16 protein-coding genes and 2 tRNA genes are annotated in these 20,246 nt (G+C 56.5%); 10 read left to right on the top strand and 8 right to left on the bottom strand.

From position 1 onward, the window contains the following. Nucleotides 1–291: 291 nt before the first annotated feature. From ACMGGH_RS20215 to ldtA, 3 genes are all read left to right on the top strand, one after another. Nucleotides 292–723, top strand: coding sequence for a universal stress protein (locus ACMGGH_RS20215; RefSeq protein WP_047367872.1), 432 nt, complete (start codon nucleotides 292–294; stop codon nucleotides 721–723). A 47-nt stretch (nucleotides 724–770) separates the two neighbouring features. After that, nucleotides 771–3,464: a cation-transporting P-type ATPase gene (locus ACMGGH_RS20210; RefSeq protein WP_232948470.1), complete on the top strand. Its 2,694-nt coding sequence runs from the start codon at nucleotides 771–773 to the stop codon at nucleotides 3,462–3,464. A gap of 61 nt (nucleotides 3,465–3,525) precedes the next feature. Then, on the top strand, nucleotides 3,526–4,422 hold the full coding sequence (gene ldtA / locus ACMGGH_RS20205) for a L,D-transpeptidase (RefSeq protein WP_045260382.1): 897 nt from the start codon (nucleotides 3,526–3,528) through the stop codon (nucleotides 4,420–4,422). A gap of 145 nt (nucleotides 4,423–4,567) precedes the next feature. On the opposite strand, the gene ACMGGH_RS20200 is transcribed toward ldtA, so the two are convergent. Beyond that, nucleotides 4,568–4,643 (bottom strand) — tRNA-Asn (locus ACMGGH_RS20200). 320 nt (nucleotides 4,644–4,963) lie between these two features. Here ACMGGH_RS20200 and nac point away from each other — a divergent pair. From nac to ACMGGH_RS20185, 3 genes are all read left to right on the top strand, one after another. Continuing rightward, a complete protein-coding gene (gene nac / locus ACMGGH_RS20195) occupies nucleotides 4,964–5,881 on the top strand; it encodes a nitrogen assimilation transcriptional regulator NAC (protein WP_028013742.1) in 918 nt (305 codons plus the stop codon). 96 nt (nucleotides 5,882–5,977) lie between these two features. Next, nucleotides 5,978–6,928 carry an HTH-type transcriptional regulator Cbl gene (gene cbl / locus ACMGGH_RS20190; RefSeq protein ID WP_045260381.1) on the top strand — a complete coding sequence of 317 codons (951 nt, stop codon included), beginning with the start codon at nucleotides 5,978–5,980 and terminating at the stop codon, nucleotides 6,926–6,928. 161 nt (nucleotides 6,929–7,089) lie between these two features. Continuing rightward, a complete protein-coding gene (locus tag ACMGGH_RS20185) occupies nucleotides 7,090–8,376 on the top strand; it encodes a hypothetical protein (protein ID WP_232948472.1) in 1,287 nt (428 codons plus the stop codon). Nucleotides 8,377–8,536: 160 nt separating this feature from the next. Here ACMGGH_RS20185 and ACMGGH_RS20180 read toward each other — a convergent pair whose 3' ends face one another. Beyond that, nucleotides 8,537–9,457, bottom strand: coding sequence for a LysR family transcriptional regulator (locus ACMGGH_RS20180; protein ID WP_232948473.1), 921 nt, complete (start codon nucleotides 9,455–9,457; stop codon nucleotides 8,537–8,539). Nucleotides 9,458–9,598: 141 nt separating this feature from the next. Between ACMGGH_RS20180 and ACMGGH_RS20175 the strand changes: the two genes are divergently transcribed. The 4 genes from ACMGGH_RS20175 to ACMGGH_RS20160 all read left to right on the top strand — a co-directional run bounded on the left by ACMGGH_RS20175 (nucleotide 9,599) and on the right by ACMGGH_RS20160 (nucleotide 11,863). Continuing rightward, nucleotides 9,599–9,988 carry a RidA family protein gene (locus ACMGGH_RS20175; protein WP_028013738.1) on the top strand — a complete coding sequence of 130 codons (390 nt, stop codon included), beginning with the start codon at nucleotides 9,599–9,601 and terminating at the stop codon, nucleotides 9,986–9,988. Nucleotides 9,989–10,036: 48 nt separating this feature from the next. After that, nucleotides 10,037–10,996, top strand: coding sequence for a quinone oxidoreductase family protein (locus ACMGGH_RS20170; protein WP_193053022.1), 960 nt, complete (start codon nucleotides 10,037–10,039; stop codon nucleotides 10,994–10,996). A 276-nt stretch (nucleotides 10,997–11,272) separates the two neighbouring features. Beyond that, entirely contained in the window at nucleotides 11,273–11,530 is a 258-nt protein-coding gene (locus ACMGGH_RS20165) for an antitoxin (RefSeq protein WP_041909206.1), read from the top strand. Continuing rightward, on the top strand, nucleotides 11,531–11,863 hold the full coding sequence (locus ACMGGH_RS20160) for a type II toxin-antitoxin system PemK/MazF family toxin (protein WP_028013735.1): 333 nt from the start codon (nucleotides 11,531–11,533) through the stop codon (nucleotides 11,861–11,863). Between the two features lie 54 nt (nucleotides 11,864–11,917). Here ACMGGH_RS20160 and ACMGGH_RS20155 read toward each other — a convergent pair. The 6 genes from ACMGGH_RS20155 to ACMGGH_RS20130 all read right to left on the bottom strand — a co-directional run bounded on the left by ACMGGH_RS20155 (nucleotide 11,918) and on the right by ACMGGH_RS20130 (nucleotide 20,124). Further along, nucleotides 11,918–11,993, bottom strand: a tRNA-Asn gene (locus ACMGGH_RS20155). Between the two features lie 164 nt (nucleotides 11,994–12,157). Continuing rightward, nucleotides 12,158–14,347: a TonB-dependent siderophore receptor gene (locus ACMGGH_RS20150; RefSeq protein WP_028013734.1), complete on the bottom strand. Its 2,190-nt coding sequence runs from the start codon at nucleotides 14,345–14,347 to the stop codon at nucleotides 12,158–12,160. 26 nt (nucleotides 14,348–14,373) lie between these two features. Further along, complete coding sequence (locus ACMGGH_RS20145; protein ID WP_126818429.1) at nucleotides 14,374–15,699, bottom strand: lysine N(6)-hydroxylase/L-ornithine N(5)-oxygenase family protein; 1,326 nt, start codon at nucleotides 15,697–15,699, stop codon at nucleotides 14,374–14,376. After that, a complete protein-coding gene (iucC, locus tag ACMGGH_RS20140; RefSeq protein WP_332909144.1) occupies nucleotides 15,696–17,438 on the bottom strand; it encodes an aerobactin synthase IucC in 1,743 nt (580 codons plus the stop codon). The genes ACMGGH_RS20145 and iucC overlap by 4 nt, the downstream gene beginning before the upstream one ends. Further along, nucleotides 17,435–18,382: a GNAT family N-acetyltransferase gene (locus tag ACMGGH_RS20135; protein ID WP_232948574.1), complete on the bottom strand. Its 948-nt coding sequence runs from the start codon at nucleotides 18,380–18,382 to the stop codon at nucleotides 17,435–17,437. The genes iucC and ACMGGH_RS20135 overlap by 4 nt, the downstream gene beginning before the upstream one ends. Beyond that, entirely contained in the window at nucleotides 18,382–20,124 is a 1,743-nt protein-coding gene (locus tag ACMGGH_RS20130) for an IucA/IucC family protein (RefSeq protein WP_232948474.1), read from the bottom strand. Before ACMGGH_RS20130 ends, ACMGGH_RS20135 begins: the two co-directional genes overlap by 1 nt. Nucleotides 20,125–20,246 lie beyond the last annotated feature (122 nt).

Here is a 20,246-nt window from a genome sequence, read left to right as displayed (position 1 = left end):
CCGTGCTGGCGATAATGGCAAGCGCAATAAACATACCCAGTCGGATCAGGCTTATGCCATACATACATTCCTCCATGAGCCGGAAGCGGTAACTCACTATGAGCATAGTCGGCGAAAAGATAAATGTTAAATAACCATTAGCAGTGGGGACGCGCTAAACCTGAAATTCCTGTGCTACGTTTAATATTATTCATCTCTTTTACCGTAACTGGCATTAAGGGCAACCCCCTGCATTTAATGCGTTTTTTTGCTTCATTCACTCTCATGTTGGTTATAAAAAGGATGCTCGATATGTATAAAAACATTCTCGTTCCGGTGGATGTCTACGAGACAAGCCTGGCGGATAAAGCGTTGCAGCATGCACAGTTTCTGGCGCAAAGTGCATTGGGTGACATTCATTTGCTGCACGTCATGCCAAAATTTTCAGCCGAGCTGACGCGCGGTTTTATTTCAGATGCGCGAAAGATGGATGAATATATGATTAATAATTCAAAAGAAAAACTGTCTGACCTGGTCAAAAAATTGAATTTGCCAGAAGAGCGCGTTCACCTCCATGTTCGCAGCGGAAATGTTCGTGATGAGGTTATTAAGCTGGCGGATGAACTTACTGCTGGCGCGATTATCGTCGGCTCCCGCAATCCAAATATTCAAACCCATTTGTTAGGATCGGAGGCGGCAAGTATTGTCCGTTACGCCCATGTTCCTGTTTTCGTTATTCGTTAATTTCATGAAAGCAAGGTGATTTCTGAATAGAACCAGAGGAAGTAACAATGAAAACAGGAAAACCTGAACGTCCGTATTATCAACAAACCGTTGATGAAACCCTGTCGAATATCCACTCCACTCTGGAAGGACTTAGCGGCACTGAGGCATCAGCCCGACTTCAGCAGCATGGTGAGAATGCGTTACCGCAAAAAAAGGGCAAACCCGCCTGGCTGCGCTTCCTGGCGCATTTTAACGATGTACTGATTTACGTTCTGCTGGTGGCCGCGTTGCTTAAGCTCTTTATGGGCCACTGGGTAGACATGTTTGTGATCCTTGGGGTTGCCATCATTAACGCGCTGATCGGCCATATCCAGGAGAGCAATGCTGAAAAATCGTTGCAGAGTATTCGCAATATGCTCTCCAGCGAAGCCGTGGTGGTACGACAGGGGAATCATGAAACGATCCCCACTACGGCGCTGGTCCCGGGCGATATCGTGGTGATCCGCGCCGGGGATCGTATCCCTGCGGACCTGCGCGTGATTGAAGCGCATAACCTTCGCGTGGAGGAGGCCATCCTGACTGGCGAATCCACCGTTGTTGAGAAAAACAGCGATGCGTTAAGCGGGGAGCTGCCCTTAGGCGATCGCTATAATCTGCTCTACTCAGGCACCACCGTCAGCTCCGGCGGCGGTAAAGGCGTGGTGGTGGCAACCGGGGGCGAGACCGAGCTTGGCCACATCAATCAGATGATGTCCGACATTGAAAAGCACCGCACGCCGCTGATGGTGCAGATGGACAAGCTCGGTAAGACCATCTTCATCACTATCCTGGTGATGATGGTAGCGCTGTTCGTCTTTAGCCTCCTGTTCCGGGATATGCCGGTTTCTGAACTGGTGCTGTCGCTTATCAGCCTCGCCGTTGCCGCCGTGCCGGAAGGCCTGCCGGCCATCATTTCCATCATCCTTTCGCTTGGCGTACAGGCCATGGCGCGTCGCAAGGCCATTATTCGCAAGTTGCCCACGGTGGAAACCCTGGGCGCAATGACGGTCATCTGCTCGGATAAAACCGGCACCCTGACGATGAATGAAATGACGGTCAAAGCGGTGATTACCGCTGACACGACCTATCGCGTGGAGGGCGACAGCTACGAACCGGTGGGGAATATTCACCCCTTAGATGACCCGACGCCCGTCAGCGTGACGCAGGGTTCCCTGCTGGAACGCTACCTGCGCACCATTGACCTCTGCAATGACAGCCAGCTGATCAAAGACGAGCAGGGGCTGTGGAAAATCACCGGAGGACCAACCGAGGGCGCCCTGAAGGTGCTGGCGGCGAAAATCCCGCTCCCACCGCTTGATACGGAAATGCGCAGTAAAATCCCGTTTGATTCGCAGTATAAATACATGTCCACGCTCTACCGACTGGGTGAAGAAGATGCGATTTTAATCACCGGCGCGCCGGACGTCCTGTTCCGCCTCTGTCAGTACCAGCAGACGAATGACGGACTGCAGCCGTTCGATCAACCTTACTGGGAAGGGAAGATTGAAGAGTATGCCCGGGAAGGGCTGCGCATGGTGGCGGCGGCCTGGAAACCTGCCCGCGAGGGACAGCGCGATCTGGATCACCTGGACCTCCATGATGGCGTGATCCTGCTGGGTATTGCAGGAATGATGGATCCGCCGCGTCCGGAGGCCATTACCGCGATTGCCGACTGTCTGCAGGCCGGGATTCGCGTGAAAATGATCACCGGCGACCACCCGCAAACGGCCATGAGCATCGGGCAAATGCTGGGGATTGGTAACGCCGCAAGCGCGATCACCGGACGCGAGCTGGAGGCGATGGACGACCGTCAGCTGAGCGACGCCGCGCAGCAGTACGATATTTTCGCCCGAACCAGCCCGGAGGATAAGTTCCGCCTCGTGCAGGCCCTGCAAAGTAAACAGGAAGTGGTGGGCATGACCGGGGATGGCGTAAACGATGCCCCGGCGCTCAAGCGGGCGGATGTGGGTATCGCCATGGGGATTAAGGGGACTGAGGTCACCAAGGAAGCCGCCGACATGGTGTTAACGGATGACAACTTTGCCACCATTGCCAGTGCGGTCCACGAGGGACGGCGGGTTTACGATAACCTGAAAAAAACGATTCTGTTCGTTATCCCGAGCAACATCGCGCAGGCCCTGCTGATCATCATCGCGCTGCTGGCGGGGAACCTGATTCCGCTGACGCCGGTCCTGATCCTGTGGATGAACATGGCCACTTCAGCAACCCTGTCGTTTGGCCTGGCGTTTGAAGCGGGTGAGAAGGACATCATGAACCGGCCACCGCGCAAGGCGAATCTGCATGTGATGGACGGCTACGCCATCTGGCGCGTGGTGTTTGTCGGTCTGATGATTGCCATTAGCGCCTTCGTGCTGGAAGCCTGGCTACAGCCGCGCGGCTACTCGGCGGAATTCATCCGCACCGTGCTGCTGCAAACCCTGGTGACCGCGCAGTGGTTCTACATGCTCAACTGTCGCGTTAATGACGGCTTCTCGCTGAGCAAAGGTCTGCTGGCGAATAAAGGGATTTGGATCGTGAGCGGCGTACTGCTGGCGCTACAGCTTCTTATCATTTACGCCCCGTTCATGCAGATGCTGTTTGGCACCGAAGCGCTGCCGTTCCGCTACTGGGTCATTACCTTCCTGATTGGTTTTGTGATGTTCCTTATTGTCGAGGCGGAAAAAGTGCTGACGCGCAGATGGCGTAAAATCGAAGCGTAATAGCGTAAACTGAGAAAGCCTGCCTGAGTCCAGGCTTTCTCTTTTGTGAGCACAGGAAATTATGATGCGACTTACCTGGTTCGTCCTTACGCTGTGTGCCGCTGTTCCCAGTGCGTTTGCCGTAACCTATACCCTGCCGCCGGAAGGCAGTCGGCTAGTGGGAACCCCGATTACCATCACCGTTCCCGAGCGCAATACGTTACCGCTTGAGGCCTTTGCTGCACAGCACGGGCTGGGGCTCAGCAATATGCTGGAAGCGAACCCGGGCGTGGATCCTTTTTTGCCCAAATCCGGCACCCGGCTGGTCATTCCTCAGCAGCTGATTTTACCCGACACCGTGCGCGAGGGGATTGTCGTTAACGTGGCGGAAATGCGTCTTTACTATTACCCGCCGGGCAGCAATACCGTCGAAGTATTGCCCATCGGCATTGGTCAGGCCGGTCGCGAAACCCCGCGTAACTGGGTCACGGCGGTTGAGCGCAAGCAGGAGGGCCCCACCTGGTCACCTACGCCGAACACGCGTCGTGCCTATGCGGCAGAGGGGAAAACGCTGCCCGCCTTCGTGCCTGCCGGGCCGGATAACCCGATGGGGCTGTATGCGATATATATCGGCAGGCTATATGCCATACACGGCACAAACTCCAATTTCGGCATTGGGCTACGGGTGAGCCAGGGCTGTATTCGTCTGCGTAACAACGACATTAAATATCTTTTCGATAATGTCCCCGTGGGCACCCGCGTGCAGCTTATCGATCGGCCCGTTAAGGTGACCACGGAGCCGGACGGCAGCCGCTGGGTGGAGGTTCACGAACCGCTGTCGCGTAACCGGGCGGAATTTGAATCGAGCCGGAAAGTGCCTCTGCCCATCTCCGCCGCACAGCAGACACAGTTGATAAACGAGGGGGCGGGCGCTGAACTGGAACGGCGGTCGGGGATGCCGGTTAAAATCGGCATGTGAGGGCATAGTGCGGGCTGGTGCCCTCACCCCAACCCTCTCCCACGGGAGAGGGGGAACACACTAAAAACGGCAACCCAGTTGCCGTTTTGCATTTACCTTGCGCAGAAAAGCAAAAAGCCTGCTTTAAAAGCAGGCTTTTCAAATTTGGCTCCTCTGACTGGACTCGAACCAGTGACATACGGATTAACAGTCCGCCGTTCTACCGACTGAACTACAGAGGAATCGTGTGAACGGGGCGCATATTATCGACCTGCGTTCGCCTTGTCAAAGGGTGGATCAACGCCTTTTGATCGTTTGCTGACAAAATCGGCAAAATGATGTTTTTGACAGCGGAATGCACCGTAATGGTGCGGATATACCTCTAATGGGGCAGATCGTAAACTGCTGTTTCAGTAATAAATCCCCCCTCCATGATTAGGTTTCCTTATTTTCAGGCGGTTAGCGAACAATTCAGACCGCACGGTAAAAGTGGCATTCATATTGCAAAACCTGTTCAACAACGACAGCCGGTTCCGGCAATGCATTTCGAACAGGGGGCAAAATGAACTTAAGACGACTGAAATACTTCGTAAAAATCGTCGATATCGGCAGCCTGACTCAAGCGGCAGAAGTGCTGCACATCGCGCAGCCTGCGCTGAGCCAGCAGGTGGCTACTCTGGAAGGCGAGATGGATCAGCAGTTACTGATCCGCACCAAACGCGGCGTCACGCCAACGGAAGCAGGCAAGATCCTGTATACCCATGCCCGCACTATCCTGCGTCAGTGTGAACAGGCGCAGCTGGCGGTGAACAACGTGGGCCAGACACTGAGCGGGCACGTTTCTATCGGGCTGGCACCGGGAACGGCGGCGTCCTCTATCACTATGCCGCTTCTGCAGGCCGTGCGCGCTGAGCTGCCGGAAGTGCTGGTCTATCTGCATGAAAACAGTGGCTCTGTACTGAATGACAAGCTGCTCAACGGCCAGCTGGACATGGCGGTACTTTACGATCGCTCCCCGGTTGCCGGGATCACCAGCCAGCCGCTGCTCAAGGAAGATCTCTACCTCGTGGGCACCCGCGACTGTCCGGGCCAGAGTGTCGATCTTACCGCCGTGGCAGAGATGAACCTCTATCTGCCGCGCGACTACAGCGCCGTGCGCGTGCGCGTGGACGAAGCGTTCTCCCTGCGCCGCCTGACGGCCAAAATCATCGGCGAAATCGACTCAATCTCCACGCTGACCGCGGCCATTGCCAGCGGAATGGGTGTCACCGTACTGCCGGAATCCGCCGCGCGCTCGCTGTGCGGTGCGGCAAACGGCTGGATGGCGCGGATCACCACGCCTTCGATGAGCCTGCCGCTGTCGCTGAACATGTCCGCTCGCGGCTCGCTTTCGCCTCAGGCGCAGGCGGTAAAAGAGATTTTGATGTCGCTGGTCAGCAAGCCGTCGCTTGAGAACCGTGAACTCCAGCTCGTGAGCTGATATTCCAGAAAAGCATAAGATGCTGGTTTTTATTATTTGTTCTGCAGCTCGGCTGACTCTAACAATAGAGCTATGTCAGATGCGCCGGAGTGAATCGTGAATTTCCAGCAACTTAAAATTATCCGTGAGGCGGCCAGGCGGGACTACAACCTGACCGAGGTCGCCAATATGCTTTATACCTCTCAGTCCGGCGTCAGCCGCCATATCCGCGAGCTGGAAGAGGAGCTGGGCATAGAAATCTTTATCCGCCGCGGCAAGCGCCTGCTCGGCATGACGGAGCCGGGTAAAGCATTGCTCACCATCGCGGAGCGGATCCTCAACGAGGCCAGCAACGTGCGTCGCCTGGCGGATCTCTTCACCAACGATGCCTCCGGCGTGCTCACCATCGCCACCACCCACACCCAGGCGCGCTACAGCCTGCCGCCGGTGATTAAAGCGTTCCGCGAACTTTTCCCTGACGTCCGTCTGGAGCTTATCCAGGGCACGCCGCAGGAAATTGAAGGGCTGCTGCAAAACGGTGGGGCAGATATCGGCATTGCCAGCGAGCGATTGAGCAACGACCCGCTGCTGGTGGCCTTTCCCTGGTTCCGCTGGTACCACAGCCTGTTGCTCCCGCTCGATCATCCGTTGAATCAGGTTTCACCGCTGACGCTGGAAGCGATCGCGAAATGGCCGCTGATCACGTATCGCCAGGGCATAACCGGACGCTCGCGCATAGACGAGGCCTTCAACCGTAAAGGATTAACGCCGGACATCGTGCTGAGCGCGCAGGACTCTGACGTGATCAAAACCTACGTCGAGCTGGGTCTGGGCATTGGCCTGGTGGCGGAACAGTCCAGCGGAGAACGCGAAGACGGGAACCTGGTGCGCCTGGATACGCGGCATCTGTTTGACGCCAATACAGTTTGGCTGGGCCTGAAGCGCGGGCAGCTGCAGCGCAACTATGTGTGGCGCTTTATCGAGCTGTGCAATGCCGGGCTGTCGGTGGACGAGATCAAACGCCAGGTAATGGAGCCGGAAGAAGTGGCGATTGATTATCAAATTTAATAATCCAACTTAGACAAGCAGTCTGTTATCGTTTATGCCCGGTGCGTTAGTATCGCGGCATAAATTTTATGAAGTATGCATGCAGGAATAAATACTGAATATTGATAGCAAAAGCTTAGGCGTGTTAAAAATGGATGCTAGGTCGATGCCGGGAGGGCACAATGGCAAATGTTATTCATGATTTTATTTATGATATCTGCCACTCAGGAAATCTTGAGGCGGCTGTTCAACAATATGCACTCTATTACCACTATCTTGACGATTATACCTTCATTTTTGCAGCGGAGAAAGGTGCGACTCCGGGCTTATCGGTTAACATGAACTTCAGCAGTGGTTCTGCCGTGCGTAGCTTATTCAAAACGCCGCATGTGTTTATTCTTACACCAGACATATTCAGAGAAATGTTTATCTCAGGTAACAGCGTTACATTTCCCATCGACTATTCTATCTCGCTCGATACGCAGGTATTAAGTTATCTTAAGCCTTTCTTTGAAGGGCAAAGATCGCGACTTCCCGATGATTTTGAAGAAATTTTTGACTTCATCGCCAGAGAGGAAGTCAATGTTGATCCTTTGCTGTATGAACTCGAAAATCTTTGTAATTTTAGCGATCTCAATAAACAGGAAAAAATCTTCGAACGCATTCGAGCTTATGAGATGTTACGCAACCTGGATGTTGCGGCTTGGCAGCAGCATAGGCAGTTAAAATTTAATGTGTCTGAACAGGAAATTATAGCTAAAACGCAGCAATATATGGCACGTAAAAATTATGAGTTTATAAATAAGTCGCTAATGGAAGAGCTGGCTCGTGACTATAATCGCTTATATGTATATGTGTTAAAAATGTGCGCGATTCACCTGCGGAACCCAAAAACAAGTGCTAAGCAGGTGCAGGAAAAATTACTCGAACTGCTAGAATTTACTCACAATGAAGCCCATTTCTTTGGCATTAGAGAGATTTTGCTCGCTAAGCGTTTTTTTGAAAATGGTTCTAAGGAAGCCTTTTTTCACAAAGTGAACCGTAATACGGCGGGATTTTGGGAGTACGTTAGAGGTATGGCCTGGGATCTTCGCCATCAGCGCTTTCTCGAATTTGTTATTACCTTAAATATTGATAAAAACGCGGCATTCTTTTTTCCCGCAATCTTAACCTGTGATAAAAAATTCATTGAAGTTCTGGATGCTCATAGCGTCAAAGTCATCGTTTTTAATAACAAAACTAAAGAAATTCTTCCATTTTATGATATTGATTTTATTGAAGAGATAGCGTCATGCGGTGAGCGAGTCAAAGAACGATTAACTTTGCTCTCTACCGAAGAATACCAGTTACAACGTCGCCAGTATCAGGAAGGGCCAGACTATCTTCAATCGTTGGTTAAAACACTCGAAGCCGAACTTGAGGGCATTTGCGGTATTGCCTGTGAAAAGAATCCGCTTGGTAACTATTAGTGGGTCACAAATGCAAAAAGCCGGCTTCAAAAGCAGGCTTTTCAAAAATGGCTCCTCTGAATGGGTTCGACTTTGCCAGTAACAGACAAATAAATATTTCCCTTTCTGTCAAAACCGCCTGAATGACCACCAATCGGCGGTGATGAGCGAATAGATGTAGTCACTTAATGGTAGAAGTAGGGACATGCTGCTGCATCAACTCAACAATCCAGTCAATAAAAACGCGCAGTTTAGCGTTGACATGGCGGTTAGGCGGGAATGCCAGGTACAGGGGCATTGGAGCAATACGCCAGCGTTCAAATAGCGGAATCAAGGCACCGCGAGCCTGATGTGCTGCCGCCATATAGACCGGCAGCGCAATCACACCCAATCCCGCAAGTCCAGCTTCGAGGTAAGCATTGCCATCATCCACTGCAAGCACATAGTTACCCGTAATTTTAATACGTTCACTCTTACCGTGCAGCACCAGAGGATCAATCTTACCGGTGCGTGAGGACAAGAATCCCACGATGCGATGGTCCGTGTTTTCCAGCTCTCGCGGATGCGCGGGGGCGCCGAGGCGTTCCACATAACTCGGTGCAACGTAAACACCGATTTGCAAATCGCCGACATGGCGTGCGATCAGGGACTGGTCGTTGATTTCGCCACCCCGCAGGACGCAATCCACGTTGTCGCCAATCAGATCCACCACCCGGTCACTTACGCCCATGTCGAACTGGATATCAGGGTAGCGCGCGTGAAAAGCCGGTAGCGCGGGCACCAGCACAAGGCGGGCGAGAGGAGTGGGCACATCCACCCGTAGCCGTCCCCTGGGCGTCATCGCCGCACTGGACAGGCTGTTTTCTGCATCTTTCATGTCCGCCAGCAGGCGGATAACGCGCTCGTAGTAGACCGCGCCATCGGGAGTGACGCCGAGCCTGCGGGTGGTGCGATGGAGCAGCTTAACGCGCAGGCGCGCTTCCAGCTGCTGAATAAGCTGCGTCACCGTGGTTTTGCTCATATGGAGCGTTTGGGCAGCCTTTGTGAAGCTGCCTGCCTCCACCACGCGAGCAAAGGCGCGCATCGCATCAAAACGATCCATCCCATGTCCTCTCTTTTCACCGATTGTTTGGATATTACAAACAATGATGGACAAAGTCGCTTGTTTATCCGCCCGATCTGGCGCCTGTAAAGTGTCTGTATGTTCAACGGGCAGAGTTCGCCCCATTACAAAGGTACATATATGACAACACGCGAAGCCGTTTTTCCCTTCGGGCGCCGGGCGCTCTATGAGCGCAATCGCTATTCACCGGCCATCAAATCTAATGGCTTCTTGTTTGTTTCGGGGCAGGTGGGTAGCCGGGAAGATGGTTCGCCTGAAGAGGATATAAAAGCGCAGATCCGTCTGGCGTTTGATAACCTTAATGCTGTTCTCACGGCTGCGGGCTGCACGTTCGATGACGTGGTTGACGTTACCCTTTTTGTTGTCGATCCCGAGTCAAACCTCGACGCTATCTGGAGTGTCCTGCCAGAATACTGGGGGGAAGCACCTTACCCAACCTTGACCGGGATCGGCGTGACGTGGCTGTACGGATTCCAGTTTGAGATAAAGGTGATTGCCAGGCTACCCTGAGCGTTACGGATCTTTCCGACGGTCAAAAGGCAAGTCAGAGGAAAATTTATGAAGGCAGCGGTTTATGACGTGGAAGGCGCTCCCGGCGTCCTGCAATATGTCTATGTTCCGGATCCGGTCGCAGGGCCTGACGATGTGCTGATTTCAGTCGAGGCTATCTCAATTGAAGGGGGAGATCTGATCAACCGACGTTCAACTCCGCCGCCTTTTCCTTCATGGATCGTTGGCTACGCGGCCGCGGGGACGGTGGTTGCCGTCGGGTCGAAAGTCCGTAGCCGCAAGGTTGGGGACAGAGTGACTGCTTTTAGCATGCAGGGATCGCATGCGGAACGTTGGGCTGTGCCTGCGGAACGAACCTGGCTTTTACCAGACGGAGTGGATGCAGCAGAAGCGGCGGTGGTACCGATCTCCTTTGGAACCGCATATCACTGCCTCTTCACACGCGGCATGCTCCGGCACGGAGAAACCGTTCTGATTCAGGCAGCAGCGGGTGGCGTGGGGCTCGCGGCCGTTCAGCTTGCCTCACAAGCTGGCGCGACGGTCATCGGCGTGGCAAGCGGAACGCAGCGAAAAAACCGGTTGCTGGAACTGGGGGCCGATCATGTTGTGGATCGTGTAGAGAATAACGTCGTGGAGAGTGTCCGACAGGTCACTCGTGGCACCGGTGTTAACCTCGTCATCGATCCGGTAGGGACGACGTTGCCTGCGTCGCTTTCTGCTCTCGCGCCGGAAGGGCGTCTTGTTTTCGTCGGTAATGCGGGCGGTGGCAGCCTTACAGCCGACTTATGGCCGGCAATGCAGTCTAACCAGACGCTCATGGGGGTATTCATGGGCCCCCTTTTTGAAAGGCCTGAGGTTCGGGCAAGCGTGGACGAGATGTTGCAGGCTGTAGCGGCAGGGTGCATCAGGGTTGTCATTGATCGAATCTTCCCCCTGGCTAACGCCGCCGCGGCCCATGAATACGCCGAGACAGCGAAACCGCTTGGCCGCATCGTTATGAAGCCATGAGGGGGTTGACCTTAGCCTGGCCCCCACCATTCTCCCGATGCGGAAGCCGCCTCGCATTTCGTTTATCCGATCCGCCATAATTCTTTTAACCGTAAAAACAGTTTTTTATTATCAGCCTTCTTAGTGACGCAATTCGTTCCCACCAGCGCTGCCCTTCGATGGATAACGGCTCTCTGCCCACTTAATTACGAAAAGGAAATCACCATGAATCTGATGAATAACTGCGCATCTCCTGGCATAAATGTTATATTAAAATATAATATTAGGAGGTGCGCTATGTATAAAACTCGCCTGAAAAAGGTCGGCGGATCCATCATGTTGGCGGTTCCTCCCGCCGTGTTGAAAACGCTGGAGCTGTCGACGGACAGCGAAGTCGGCATGACCATTAACAATGGCTGCCTGATCATTGAACCCCAAAAACGGCCTCATTATTCGCTTGAGGAGCTGCTGGCGCAGTGCGATCCGCACGCTGAAATGAGTGAAGAGGATCGGGAATGGATTGATGCGCCTGCGGTAGGAAAGGAGATCCTGTAAATGGACAGAGGGGAAATCTGGCTTGTTTCACTGGATCCGATTGCAGGCCACGAGCAAAGTGGAAAACGTCCGGTTCTCATCGTGTCGAAGGCATCGTTTAACAAGCTGACCCGGCTACCGGTAGTGGTTCCCGTCACCAGCGGCGGTAACTTTGCTCGCACGGCAGGTTTCACCGTTTCACTGGAAGGGGCGGGGACAAAAACGATGGGCGTTATTCGCTGCGACCAGCCCAGAACTATTGATATGGCTGCCCGAAACGGCATGCGGCTGGAACGCATACCTGATGCCGTTGTAAATGAAGTGCTTGCCAGGCTGGATGCAATTCTGAGTTAGCATCAGAGACGCAGAAAAGCAAAAAGCCTGCTTTAAAAGCAGGCTTTTCAAATTTGGCTCCTCTGACTGGACTCGAACCAGTGACATACGGATTAACAGTCCGCCGTTCTACCGACTGAACTACAGAGGAATCGTGTGAACGAGGCGCATATTATCGACCTCGGTACGCCTTGTCAAAGGGTGAAAACGCGCTTTTTGTTCGTTTGCCGACTATTTCAGCAAATCGCTGATTTTATAGCAAATTCGCGTTGAAATTACACAACGAAATGCGCCGCCCGCAGGCGGCGCGAAGGATCAGAACAGTACGGAGTAGTTCAGACCAAACGTACGTCCGCGGCCTTTATAGGTGTACAGGCCCGGTGCACCGTAGGTTGGGCTATACAGCCCCGGCGCGCGCTGGCCCCAGGCGGTGGTGTAGTCTTTGTCCAGCAGGTTTTCCACGCTGAAGCTGACTTTCCCCACCGGCAGGGCGTAGCTGCCCAGGAAATCGACCGTGTTATAGCCATCGATCTTCTTGCCGTCAGCGTCAGACACGTCAAAGGTCTGCGTGCTCTGCACGCGCAGGGTCCAGTCGCCCGGCGCCCAGTTGACCCATGCGCTGGCTTTCGACGGGCTGGCGCTGTCGACCGTCAGCTTCTCCCACTTCCCGTTTTCACGGGTTTCAGACTTGATGGCGTTAAAGTTCGCGCCGGTGCTCCAGTCGCTGTCGGTGAAGAAATAGTCCACCTGGCCTTCAATCCCGTAGATACGACGCTTGTCGTCTTCCAGGTTGATGGTCATATCCGTCTTGTTGATGGTGATGGTTTTATCCGAGAGCGAGTAATACGCCGCGACCTGCGTGCGCAGGTTGTCACCGGTGAAGCGCCAGCCCAGCTCGTAGGCGTTGACCTTGATGCCGTCCAGCGTTGAGTCGTTGACGTTCACGCTGTTCAGCAGGCGATAGTGGCCGTTGCTGAGTTGGTAGGTGCCGGAGCCGTAGTACTTCGCCAGGTCAGGAATTTCAAAGCCCTGGGAGAAGTTAAACCATAGCTGCTGCTGTTCGGTCAGACGACCGAGGATCCCGGCGTTAAACAGGAAGTTGTTGTAATCGGTTTTCCCGCCCGGCACCGCGTCGGCGGAGGTGGCTTTCCCGGTGGCGATGGCTTGCTGCTGGGCGTAGCCAACAAAGTCGTCCACCTTGTTCTCGGTGTACTGGTAGCGCACGCCGCCGCTCAGGGTGATGGCGTCAATGTCATAGCTCGCCTGCAGGAACGGGGCGAGGTTGGTGATGCTGTAGCCCGGATAACGGCCCACGTTGTAGGCGTTGTCCAGCTCCATGCCGCCGCTCGCCGCCGCTTTGCTCAGGTCAAAGAACTGCTGGTTGGCATCGAACGTTTCGTGGTCGGCATCGACACCCCAGGTCAGCGTTAAATCGTCCACCGGCTTGCTGTTCAGCGTCAGCTTGCCGCCGTAGAAATCGGTTTTCTGCTGCGACGCGCCGATGCTGCTCACCACGCCTTTGGTCAGGGTCGGGAACGGGTAGTAGGTCAGGCTCTCGTCACGGTAGTAAATCTGCGCGACCAGATCCTGGCCCCAGAAATCAGTATTGGAGTACTGCAGGTTAATCAGATGGCGCTCGGTGCCCGGCACGCGGTCAGAGTCGAGATTATCCTTGTTGTACGCGGTGGCATCGCCCGTTACCGCCGAGAAGTTCTTCCCGAGATACAGCCCATGCTTGCCGTCGGACTCGCTCTTGTAGTACTGGGTAGTGAGCTGCAGCTGCTGGTGATCGTCGATGTTGAGGGTGCCTGTTCCCATCACATCAATACGGTCGGAATACTGTAGGCCGGTCTGGGTGTTGTCGATGATCACCTCGTCGCCGTTGCCGTCATACCAGCCGCCATAGCGCTGATACGACACCGACAGACGACCGGAGGCGTTGTCGTTGCCGCCGCTGACCGCAGCCGACACGTTCTCATCGTGGTCATTGTGGCTGTTAAACCCGCTTTTTGCTCCGGTCTGGAACTCAACTTCGGTCTCCGGCTGGCCCTTTTTGGTGACGATGTTCACCAGGCCGCCGGTGCTGCCGCCGCCGTACAATGACGTGGCGCCGGAGATGACTTCGATGCGGTCAATGTTGAACGGGTCGATGGAGTCGAGCTGGCGGCTGTCGCTGCGGGACGAGTTCAGGCGCACGCCGTCCACCATCACCATCATGGAGCGGCCGCGCAGGTTCATGCCGTAGTTGGTACGCCCCTGGCTGCTGACGTCCATACCCGGGATCAACTGCGCCAGCACCTCTTTAATCTCTTTCCCGCCCTGAACCTGCTGCTCGATCTCAGAGCGTTCAATGACCCAGGTGGTCTGCGCCATCTCGGCCACGCTTCGGTGCGCGCGGCTGGCAGAGACCACGATATTTTCTTCCTTTTGTTCTTCCGCCCACGCAGAGGTAGAAAGCATTGCAAGCAAGCAAGGATTTAAAACCCAAAGATGAGAACGTTTCATTGTTATGTTGATCCTGATTGTGTGTGTCAGTACTCAGTGGTTTTTGCTAACGATTTAAAAACCTGGCTGCTCTCCGGGCTGGTGGTGCTCCGCCAGTGGATAACGCCAGGGGTGGTGGCCAGTTCAAACGGCTCGTCGGCATGTGCGCGATTCAGAATTCGCGCCGCGCGCCAGGCCATCAGGCTGAGCTGGGGTTCGGCAATGCCGAGACGGTGCATCCCGGCGTTCACGGCGAACAGGCGGTTGCTCTGCGGACCGTCCCATTCGAGGGTGAAATCGTTGTTAATGCAGAACGCTTCGTCCGCATCCAGATGCAGGCGGTGAGACAGCGGCGCGAGGAACGCGGGCTGCACGGCGCGGTAGCCGGTGGCGAAAATCACCACGTCGCTCTCCAACTGCTCGTGGCCGCCGTCGAGGTGATGCTGTATGCTCAGGCGCTGACCGTTTTCCTGGCGCGTCAGGGCCGTCACCGAGCGGGACGGCATCAGGTGCGCCCAGGGTTTTTCACGCAGCACTTCGAAGCGGTGGTACATGGCGCGGTAAATCGCCAGCAGTGACTCGGTGGTGATGCCGTCGGAGGTCATCTTCTGCTCGTGCAGCATCTGACGACGCGCCTCTTCACCGAGCGTGGAGAAGCTGTCCACGTACTCCGGCGTGAAATACTCGTTAGCAAAGGCGGCTTCATCCAGTGCGTTGTAGTTATTGCGGCGCGAGACCCAATTCAGGCTCAGCGGCTGGCCCCATTCGCCGCGGAAAATATTCAGGAACAGGTCGGCGCCGCTCTGGCCGCCGCCGACAACGGTGACGCGCTTGCCGGCGAGATCCGGCGTGCGCAGCATCATCTCGCTGGCGTGGAAGCAGGTATCGTCCTGCGCCGTGACGCAGTCAGGCAGGTTGATCTGTTTGCCAATCCCCACACAGACGTGGCGCGCCAGGAAGCGGTCGCGCTGGGTCACCACCTCAAACAGGCCGCGTTGCTCATCAAAGCTCACCTGCTGCACCTGCTGGCTGAAGGCGAGGTTGGTGAGGTTGTCCGCCGCCCAGCACAGGTAGTCCGCAAACTCTTCGCGGGAAACCGTGCGCTGCTCGGTGGTCAGGAAGCGGTAGAACTTTTTGCGCTGCACCAGGTAGTTCAGAAAGCTGTGGCGGTTGGTCGGCTCCACGGCGCTGACCAGATCCTTCAGGAAGCTGGTCTGCATGTGGCAGTCCGGCACCATCATGCCCGGGTGCCAGGAGAAGTGCGGTTTACGCTCAAGGAACAGCGAGCTAAAGCCGTCCAGACCTTCTGCGAGGGCGGCGACGCTGAGGTTAAACGGGCCAATACCAATGCCGATGAAATCATAGGTTTTCATTGCGCGGACTCCCGGGAGGCCAGAAAAAGAGGGTTATCAAGATCGGTGACGTAGTTCGGCAGCATGCGGCTGCCGCCGTCGTGTTCGGAGAAGGTCAGTTTGACCGGGTTGAGGATCACGCGAATAATCTGCGGCTTAAACAGATCGAATTTCGCAAAGCGCTCCGCAAGCTCCGGGTGCGCGGCCATATAGCGGTGCAGCACCCCGGCGAGGGTCTGATAGAAACGCGTTTCGCTGACGCCGCTTTGCAGCGTGAGGCGTGAAATAAAGCGCAGCACCGTCACAAAGTTGCCGGTTTGCAGGTCGTGGATGATGTAATCCGCGCTCAGGCGCGCCGTCACCGCTTTTACCTGCTCCGGCAGGCTCTGCGCCTGTGGGAAATCCTCGTCCACCAGGCGCATATCGCCCTGGAAATCCTTCAGCAGGATGCGCTGCGGGACGTAGTCCTTCATCACCAGCGTCACGTTCTGGCCGTGGGCGATAAGCGCCACGCCGTAGCGGCAGAGCAGATGGTAGAACGGGATCACCGTTGCCTCGAACAGCTTTTCCAGCCACGCGTCGGCGCTTAACCCCGAGCGCGTGATCCACGCGTCGATCAGCGGGCGCCCGGCGTTGTCGGTTTCCATTAGCGCCGCCATCAGCACCGCCTGTTCGCCGTCCTGCAGATAGCAGGATGGGTTCTCGCGCCAGATCACGCCCAGCATCTCCTGATAGCGGTAGGGCGCTTTCGGCAGCGCCGCGTAACCCGGATGCGACAGATACCCGGCGGCGGGTTCGCCCAGCACCTGCGCGCCAGAGCGGATCAGCGTGGCGTCAGCGGCGAACTGCTGCTGCAGCCAGCGCGAGGCCAGAGGACCGGCGGCAATGTACTTGCCCGGAATGCCGCGATAGCAGGAGGTGTTGTAGATGGTCAGCGGCAGCTTGATGTCATACGGCGCGCGACGGCTGGCGTTGGTGAGCGTGCGCAGGGACTGCTGGGCCAGGTACTCATCGCCAAACTCGCCCAGCTCAACCATTTCACCGCGCGCCAGCTGCGCAAGAAAATGAATGGCAATTTTTTGCTGCCACTGCCACGGGTGCAGCGGCACGGGCAGCCAGCCGTCGTCGAGACCCAGCGCCTGCCAGCGAGCGTCAAACCGGGCGCGCTCGGCATCGTCCATGGTGCTGGCCAGCAGAGCGTGAATGTCGCAATCGGCGTCGCTGCTCCAGACCAGATGTTCACGCTGGACGGCGACCCAGTGCAGGCGGAAGCGCCCGCGGTATTCCGGCGCGTACTGGCGCAGCGCGTCCAGACCCCAGCCGCGGCGGCCTTTGTTGAAAATAAACTTCGGGTGGCCGCTCATCAGACACTGTAATTCGTCCGGGTCGAGGTGGATCAGCGCGTCCGCGTCCAGCGCTTCACGCGCCTGCAGCAGTTGCATGTCGCCGCGCAGCGTGGCGTAGAGATCTTCCATGTGCTCCGCCGTTTGCGCGTCGCTCATCTCCAGCACCGTCGCCAGCTGCAGCAGCGCGCTTTCCGCTTCCACGGCGGCGCCGCTGGCGGTGGTCAGGCTGTCCGGGTCGATATGCAGCCAGCCCCAGATCCCGCGCGCGGCGCGAAACTGCCAGGACTCGTTGCCCATGGCGATGCGCCAGCCGTCCGATGAAACCGGCTCAGCGCGCAGGGTGCGTTCGTATTCCAGCTCGGCGAGGATCTTCGCCACCATCTCGCGGTTCACTTTCTGCCAGAGCGCGTTCACAGGCCCACCTCGCTGAAGAAGCGGTGACGCTGGCTCATGATGAGGCGCGAGCGCTTGTGCGGGAAGTCGAACTCTTTCACCGTGTCGAAACCGGCGGAGGCCAGATGGCGGAACAGGCGCTGGTTGTCGAAGCGCGGCTCGGCCACGATGCGCGCGGTGCGCGGTTCATCGAGATACAGATAGTGGCTCAGGCCGCGCAGCCAGCTGCGGATATACTGCGCGCCGCGCCAGTTTTCTTCGCCCACCAGCATGTGCAGCCCGCGGTCAAACGGCTGCCAGCGGTAGTGGCGGCCAATGCGGTCTTCTGCCGCCCAGTAGAGTTCAAAATAGCCAAACGGCTGGTCGTCGAAGCAGCCGATAACCGGGTAGCAGTAGGTCGAGTCAAGCTGGCGGCGCAGGTAGATTTCCTGCTCGGCCTGCGGGCCCGCCATCTCCCAGAAGGCGTTCACGCGCGGGTTATTCATCCATTGAGTGAAACGCTCGCCGTCCAGCGCCACGTCCGCCACGCGGAAGCTCAAAGTGCGCTTGATTTGCGGATCGTAACGGCGATACACCTCGCCCTGCGGGCGACGAGGACGCAGCGGGAAGTAAAGCTGGCGGCTCTCATCAAACTGCATCCCGCCGCTTGCCTGCGGACGTTCGCCTTTCAGCCACAGCGGCAGCTGCCAGAAGGTTGCACGCGCCAGATAATCCCCGTGGGCCTGGCTAAACAGCGCCTGCGCCTGGGGTTCATCCTGCCAGTCAGCCCACGGCAGGGTAATGCCGGTCAGAGCCGGCGCGGCAACAAACAGCTGATCGAGGGCTTCCACCAGCCAGCCGGCCGGGATCCCGGTCAGACGCTCCAGCACCGCGCTGCCGTCAAGACCCAGCGTCAGCGGCAGATTTTGTTCCGTTGCGGTGCAGCGAAAGCCGTAGCCGGAATGGACGATATTCGCGATGGCCATCACGCCTTCTCCTTGTAAAACGGGTTGCTAAAGTCGAAATAGATCACCGCCGGATCGACGATGGTGTTCTCATTGCGATCGTGCAGGTAGCAGAAGAAGTTGCCTTTGCAGTTCCAGGTCGGGCTGTCGAGCACGTAGTCGAGGCAGCGGGTCTGCTTCGCCGTCGTGCGCAGCCCGGCCAGCGCGTCACGCACGCGGGACATCAGGTGCTCTTCGCTGTCGAAACCGGCGGCGGCGAGAGCGGCGGTGACGGCAAGGGTGGAGTTCAGCAGCAGGTAATAAGGGAAGTAGCGCAGCAGCTGGCTTTCACCGAAGCGGTTTTCCACGTCGGTTTCGCCCGCCTCTTTCAGCCACGCGTCGGCCCCTTCGGTCCAGGCGCTGCCCTGGCAGTCGCGGTAGATCAGCCCGACGGGGAAATCCTGCTGCATCTCAACGAGGATATTTTGCTGGTGCGCCAGCAGCACCAGACCGTAGTCCGCCTCGGCGCTGAACAGCGGAAGCAACACGCGGTCGCAGTAGGCGTCCAGCCAGCAGCGGGCGGCCTGGGCGAGCGGTAAATCCAGACGCTGGCTAAGACGGCGTACCGCTGCGGCCAGCAGGCTGTCGCCGCCGTCAGGCGCGGCCTGCGTCAGGCTGACCAGCACGTTGGTCTGGGTGTCTGGCGTATCGAACAGCAGGTTAACGCGCAGGGCCATCAGGCTCTCTTCCTGAACGACGCCGCTTTCATCACGCAGTCCTGCCCAGCCGTCTTCCTGCATCACGCGCATGGTCGGGTAGCGGGCCTGTAAATCTTGCCAGCGTTCTGTTTTCGCCAGCCGCGCCAGGCGCATACCGCGCTTAACCTCTTTGACCGACAGCGTGCGCACGGAGTTGGTCAGGCGCACGCTGAGGGAGAATTTAATCATGTCGCTGTTGGTTTCGCTGTACAACGAGCGTGAGGAGCTGGTGGGCAGCCACTGTGCGCCCGCTTCACCCAGGTCCTGTAATGAACCGTTTGCCGCCAGACGCTGACACCAGTCCTGCTCCAGCAGATAGTCGGCCTGCCACGGATGCATCGGCAGCAGCCAGCGGGTGTCGGTGAAATGGCCGAGCAGATCGGGCGCGCTCTGGGCGGCGAAGCGCAGCAGACGCTCGCGCAGGGAGACGTTAAGGCTGTCGCCGGCAACGAGCGTGCTCTCAACGGCAAACCAGCGCAGCGGGAAGCGGGAGCCGAAATCCGGCAGATACCGGCGCGCCTCGGTTTCGTTGAACGGCTCGTGGGATTTTGGCGCAGGATGAAACGCGTGGCCCACCAGCAGCGCCTGTTCCGCTTCGGCAAACGTCAGGGGCTTGTCGCGCAGCGTTGCCCAGCCGTGGCGCAAATCAATCGCCTGCCAGGTATGGGCATGGCTTTCCAGCGCGCGCTGTTTAAAACGCGTCAGCGTATCGGCATCCAGTGAGCCTTTTACTGAGGGTTTTTCAAGAATTAAATCAATCAGTTGAGTGAAAGTGACGGCGTCACCACTGTCGCTATCGCTCTGAATAAGCGTTGCCGGGAAACGGTACTGATGGTGCTGGGTTGGGGAGAAATAGCGTACCGGAACCCGAAGGGCCTGGGAGGAAGAGAGTGGAATATGAATGTGCGCTAACTCATCCGCTGCGGCTGCAGGGAGATAGCGCCAGTCCTTCGTTTCGCGTAACAGGGCGTTTAAAAAACACTGGGCTGCAACGTCTGTACCGGCAGAGCGGGGCAGAGCACGCATAGATGTACCTCATTCCATGACTGATAATAATTCTCGTTATGATATTCATTCTGTTTACAGTGGCAACTATTTTTGCAATATTTGTTTTCATTAACTTCATAATTTCCACACATTTATTGACA

It is taken from the genome of Enterobacter sp. BNK-16 (assembly GCF_048684955.1).
Classification (GTDB): Bacteria; Pseudomonadota; Gammaproteobacteria; order Enterobacterales; family Enterobacteriaceae; genus Enterobacter; species Enterobacter bugandensis.
The sequence above is the reverse complement of the archived record's forward strand: the minus strand, read 5'-3'. Positions and strand labels throughout refer to the sequence as shown.

Bases quoted from the DNA above. Each gene is read 5' to 3' on its own strand.
- ACMGGH_RS20215 (WP_047367872.1), top strand. From the start codon at position 292: ATGTATAAAAACATTCTCGTTCCGGTGGATGTCTACGAGACAAGCCTG.
- ACMGGH_RS20210 (WP_232948470.1), top strand. From the start codon at position 771: ATGAAAACAGGAAAACCTGAACGTCCGTATTATCAACAAACCGTTGAT.
- ldtA (WP_045260382.1), top strand. From the start codon at position 3,526: ATGATGCGACTTACCTGGTTCGTCCTTACGCTGTGTGCCGCTGTTCCC.
- nac (WP_028013742.1), top strand. From the start codon at position 4,964: ATGAACTTAAGACGACTGAAATACTTCGTAAAAATCGTCGATATCGGC.
- ACMGGH_RS20185 (WP_232948472.1), top strand. From the start codon at position 7,090: ATGGCAAATGTTATTCATGATTTTATTTATGATATCTGCCACTCAGGA.
- ACMGGH_RS20180 (WP_232948473.1), bottom strand. From the start codon at position 9,457: ATGGATCGTTTTGATGCGATGCGCGCCTTTGCTCGCGTGGTGGAGGCA.
- ACMGGH_RS20175 (WP_028013738.1), top strand. From the start codon at position 9,599: ATGACAACACGCGAAGCCGTTTTTCCCTTCGGGCGCCGGGCGCTCTAT.
- ACMGGH_RS20170 (WP_193053022.1), top strand. From the start codon at position 10,037: ATGAAGGCAGCGGTTTATGACGTGGAAGGCGCTCCCGGCGTCCTGCAA.
- ACMGGH_RS20165 (WP_041909206.1), top strand. From the start codon at position 11,273: ATGTATAAAACTCGCCTGAAAAAGGTCGGCGGATCCATCATGTTGGCG.
- ACMGGH_RS20160 (WP_028013735.1), top strand. From the start codon at position 11,531: ATGGACAGAGGGGAAATCTGGCTTGTTTCACTGGATCCGATTGCAGGC.
- ACMGGH_RS20150 (WP_028013734.1), bottom strand. From the start codon at position 14,347: ATGAAACGTTCTCATCTTTGGGTTTTAAATCCTTGCTTGCTTGCAATG.
- ACMGGH_RS20145 (WP_126818429.1), bottom strand. From the start codon at position 15,699: ATGAAAACCTATGATTTCATCGGCATTGGTATTGGCCCGTTTAACCTC.
- ACMGGH_RS20135 (WP_232948574.1), bottom strand. From the start codon at position 18,382: ATGGCCATCGCGAATATCGTCCATTCCGGCTACGGCTTTCGCTGCACC.
- ACMGGH_RS20130 (WP_232948474.1), bottom strand. From the start codon at position 20,124: ATGCGTGCTCTGCCCCGCTCTGCCGGTACAGACGTTGCAGCCCAGTGT.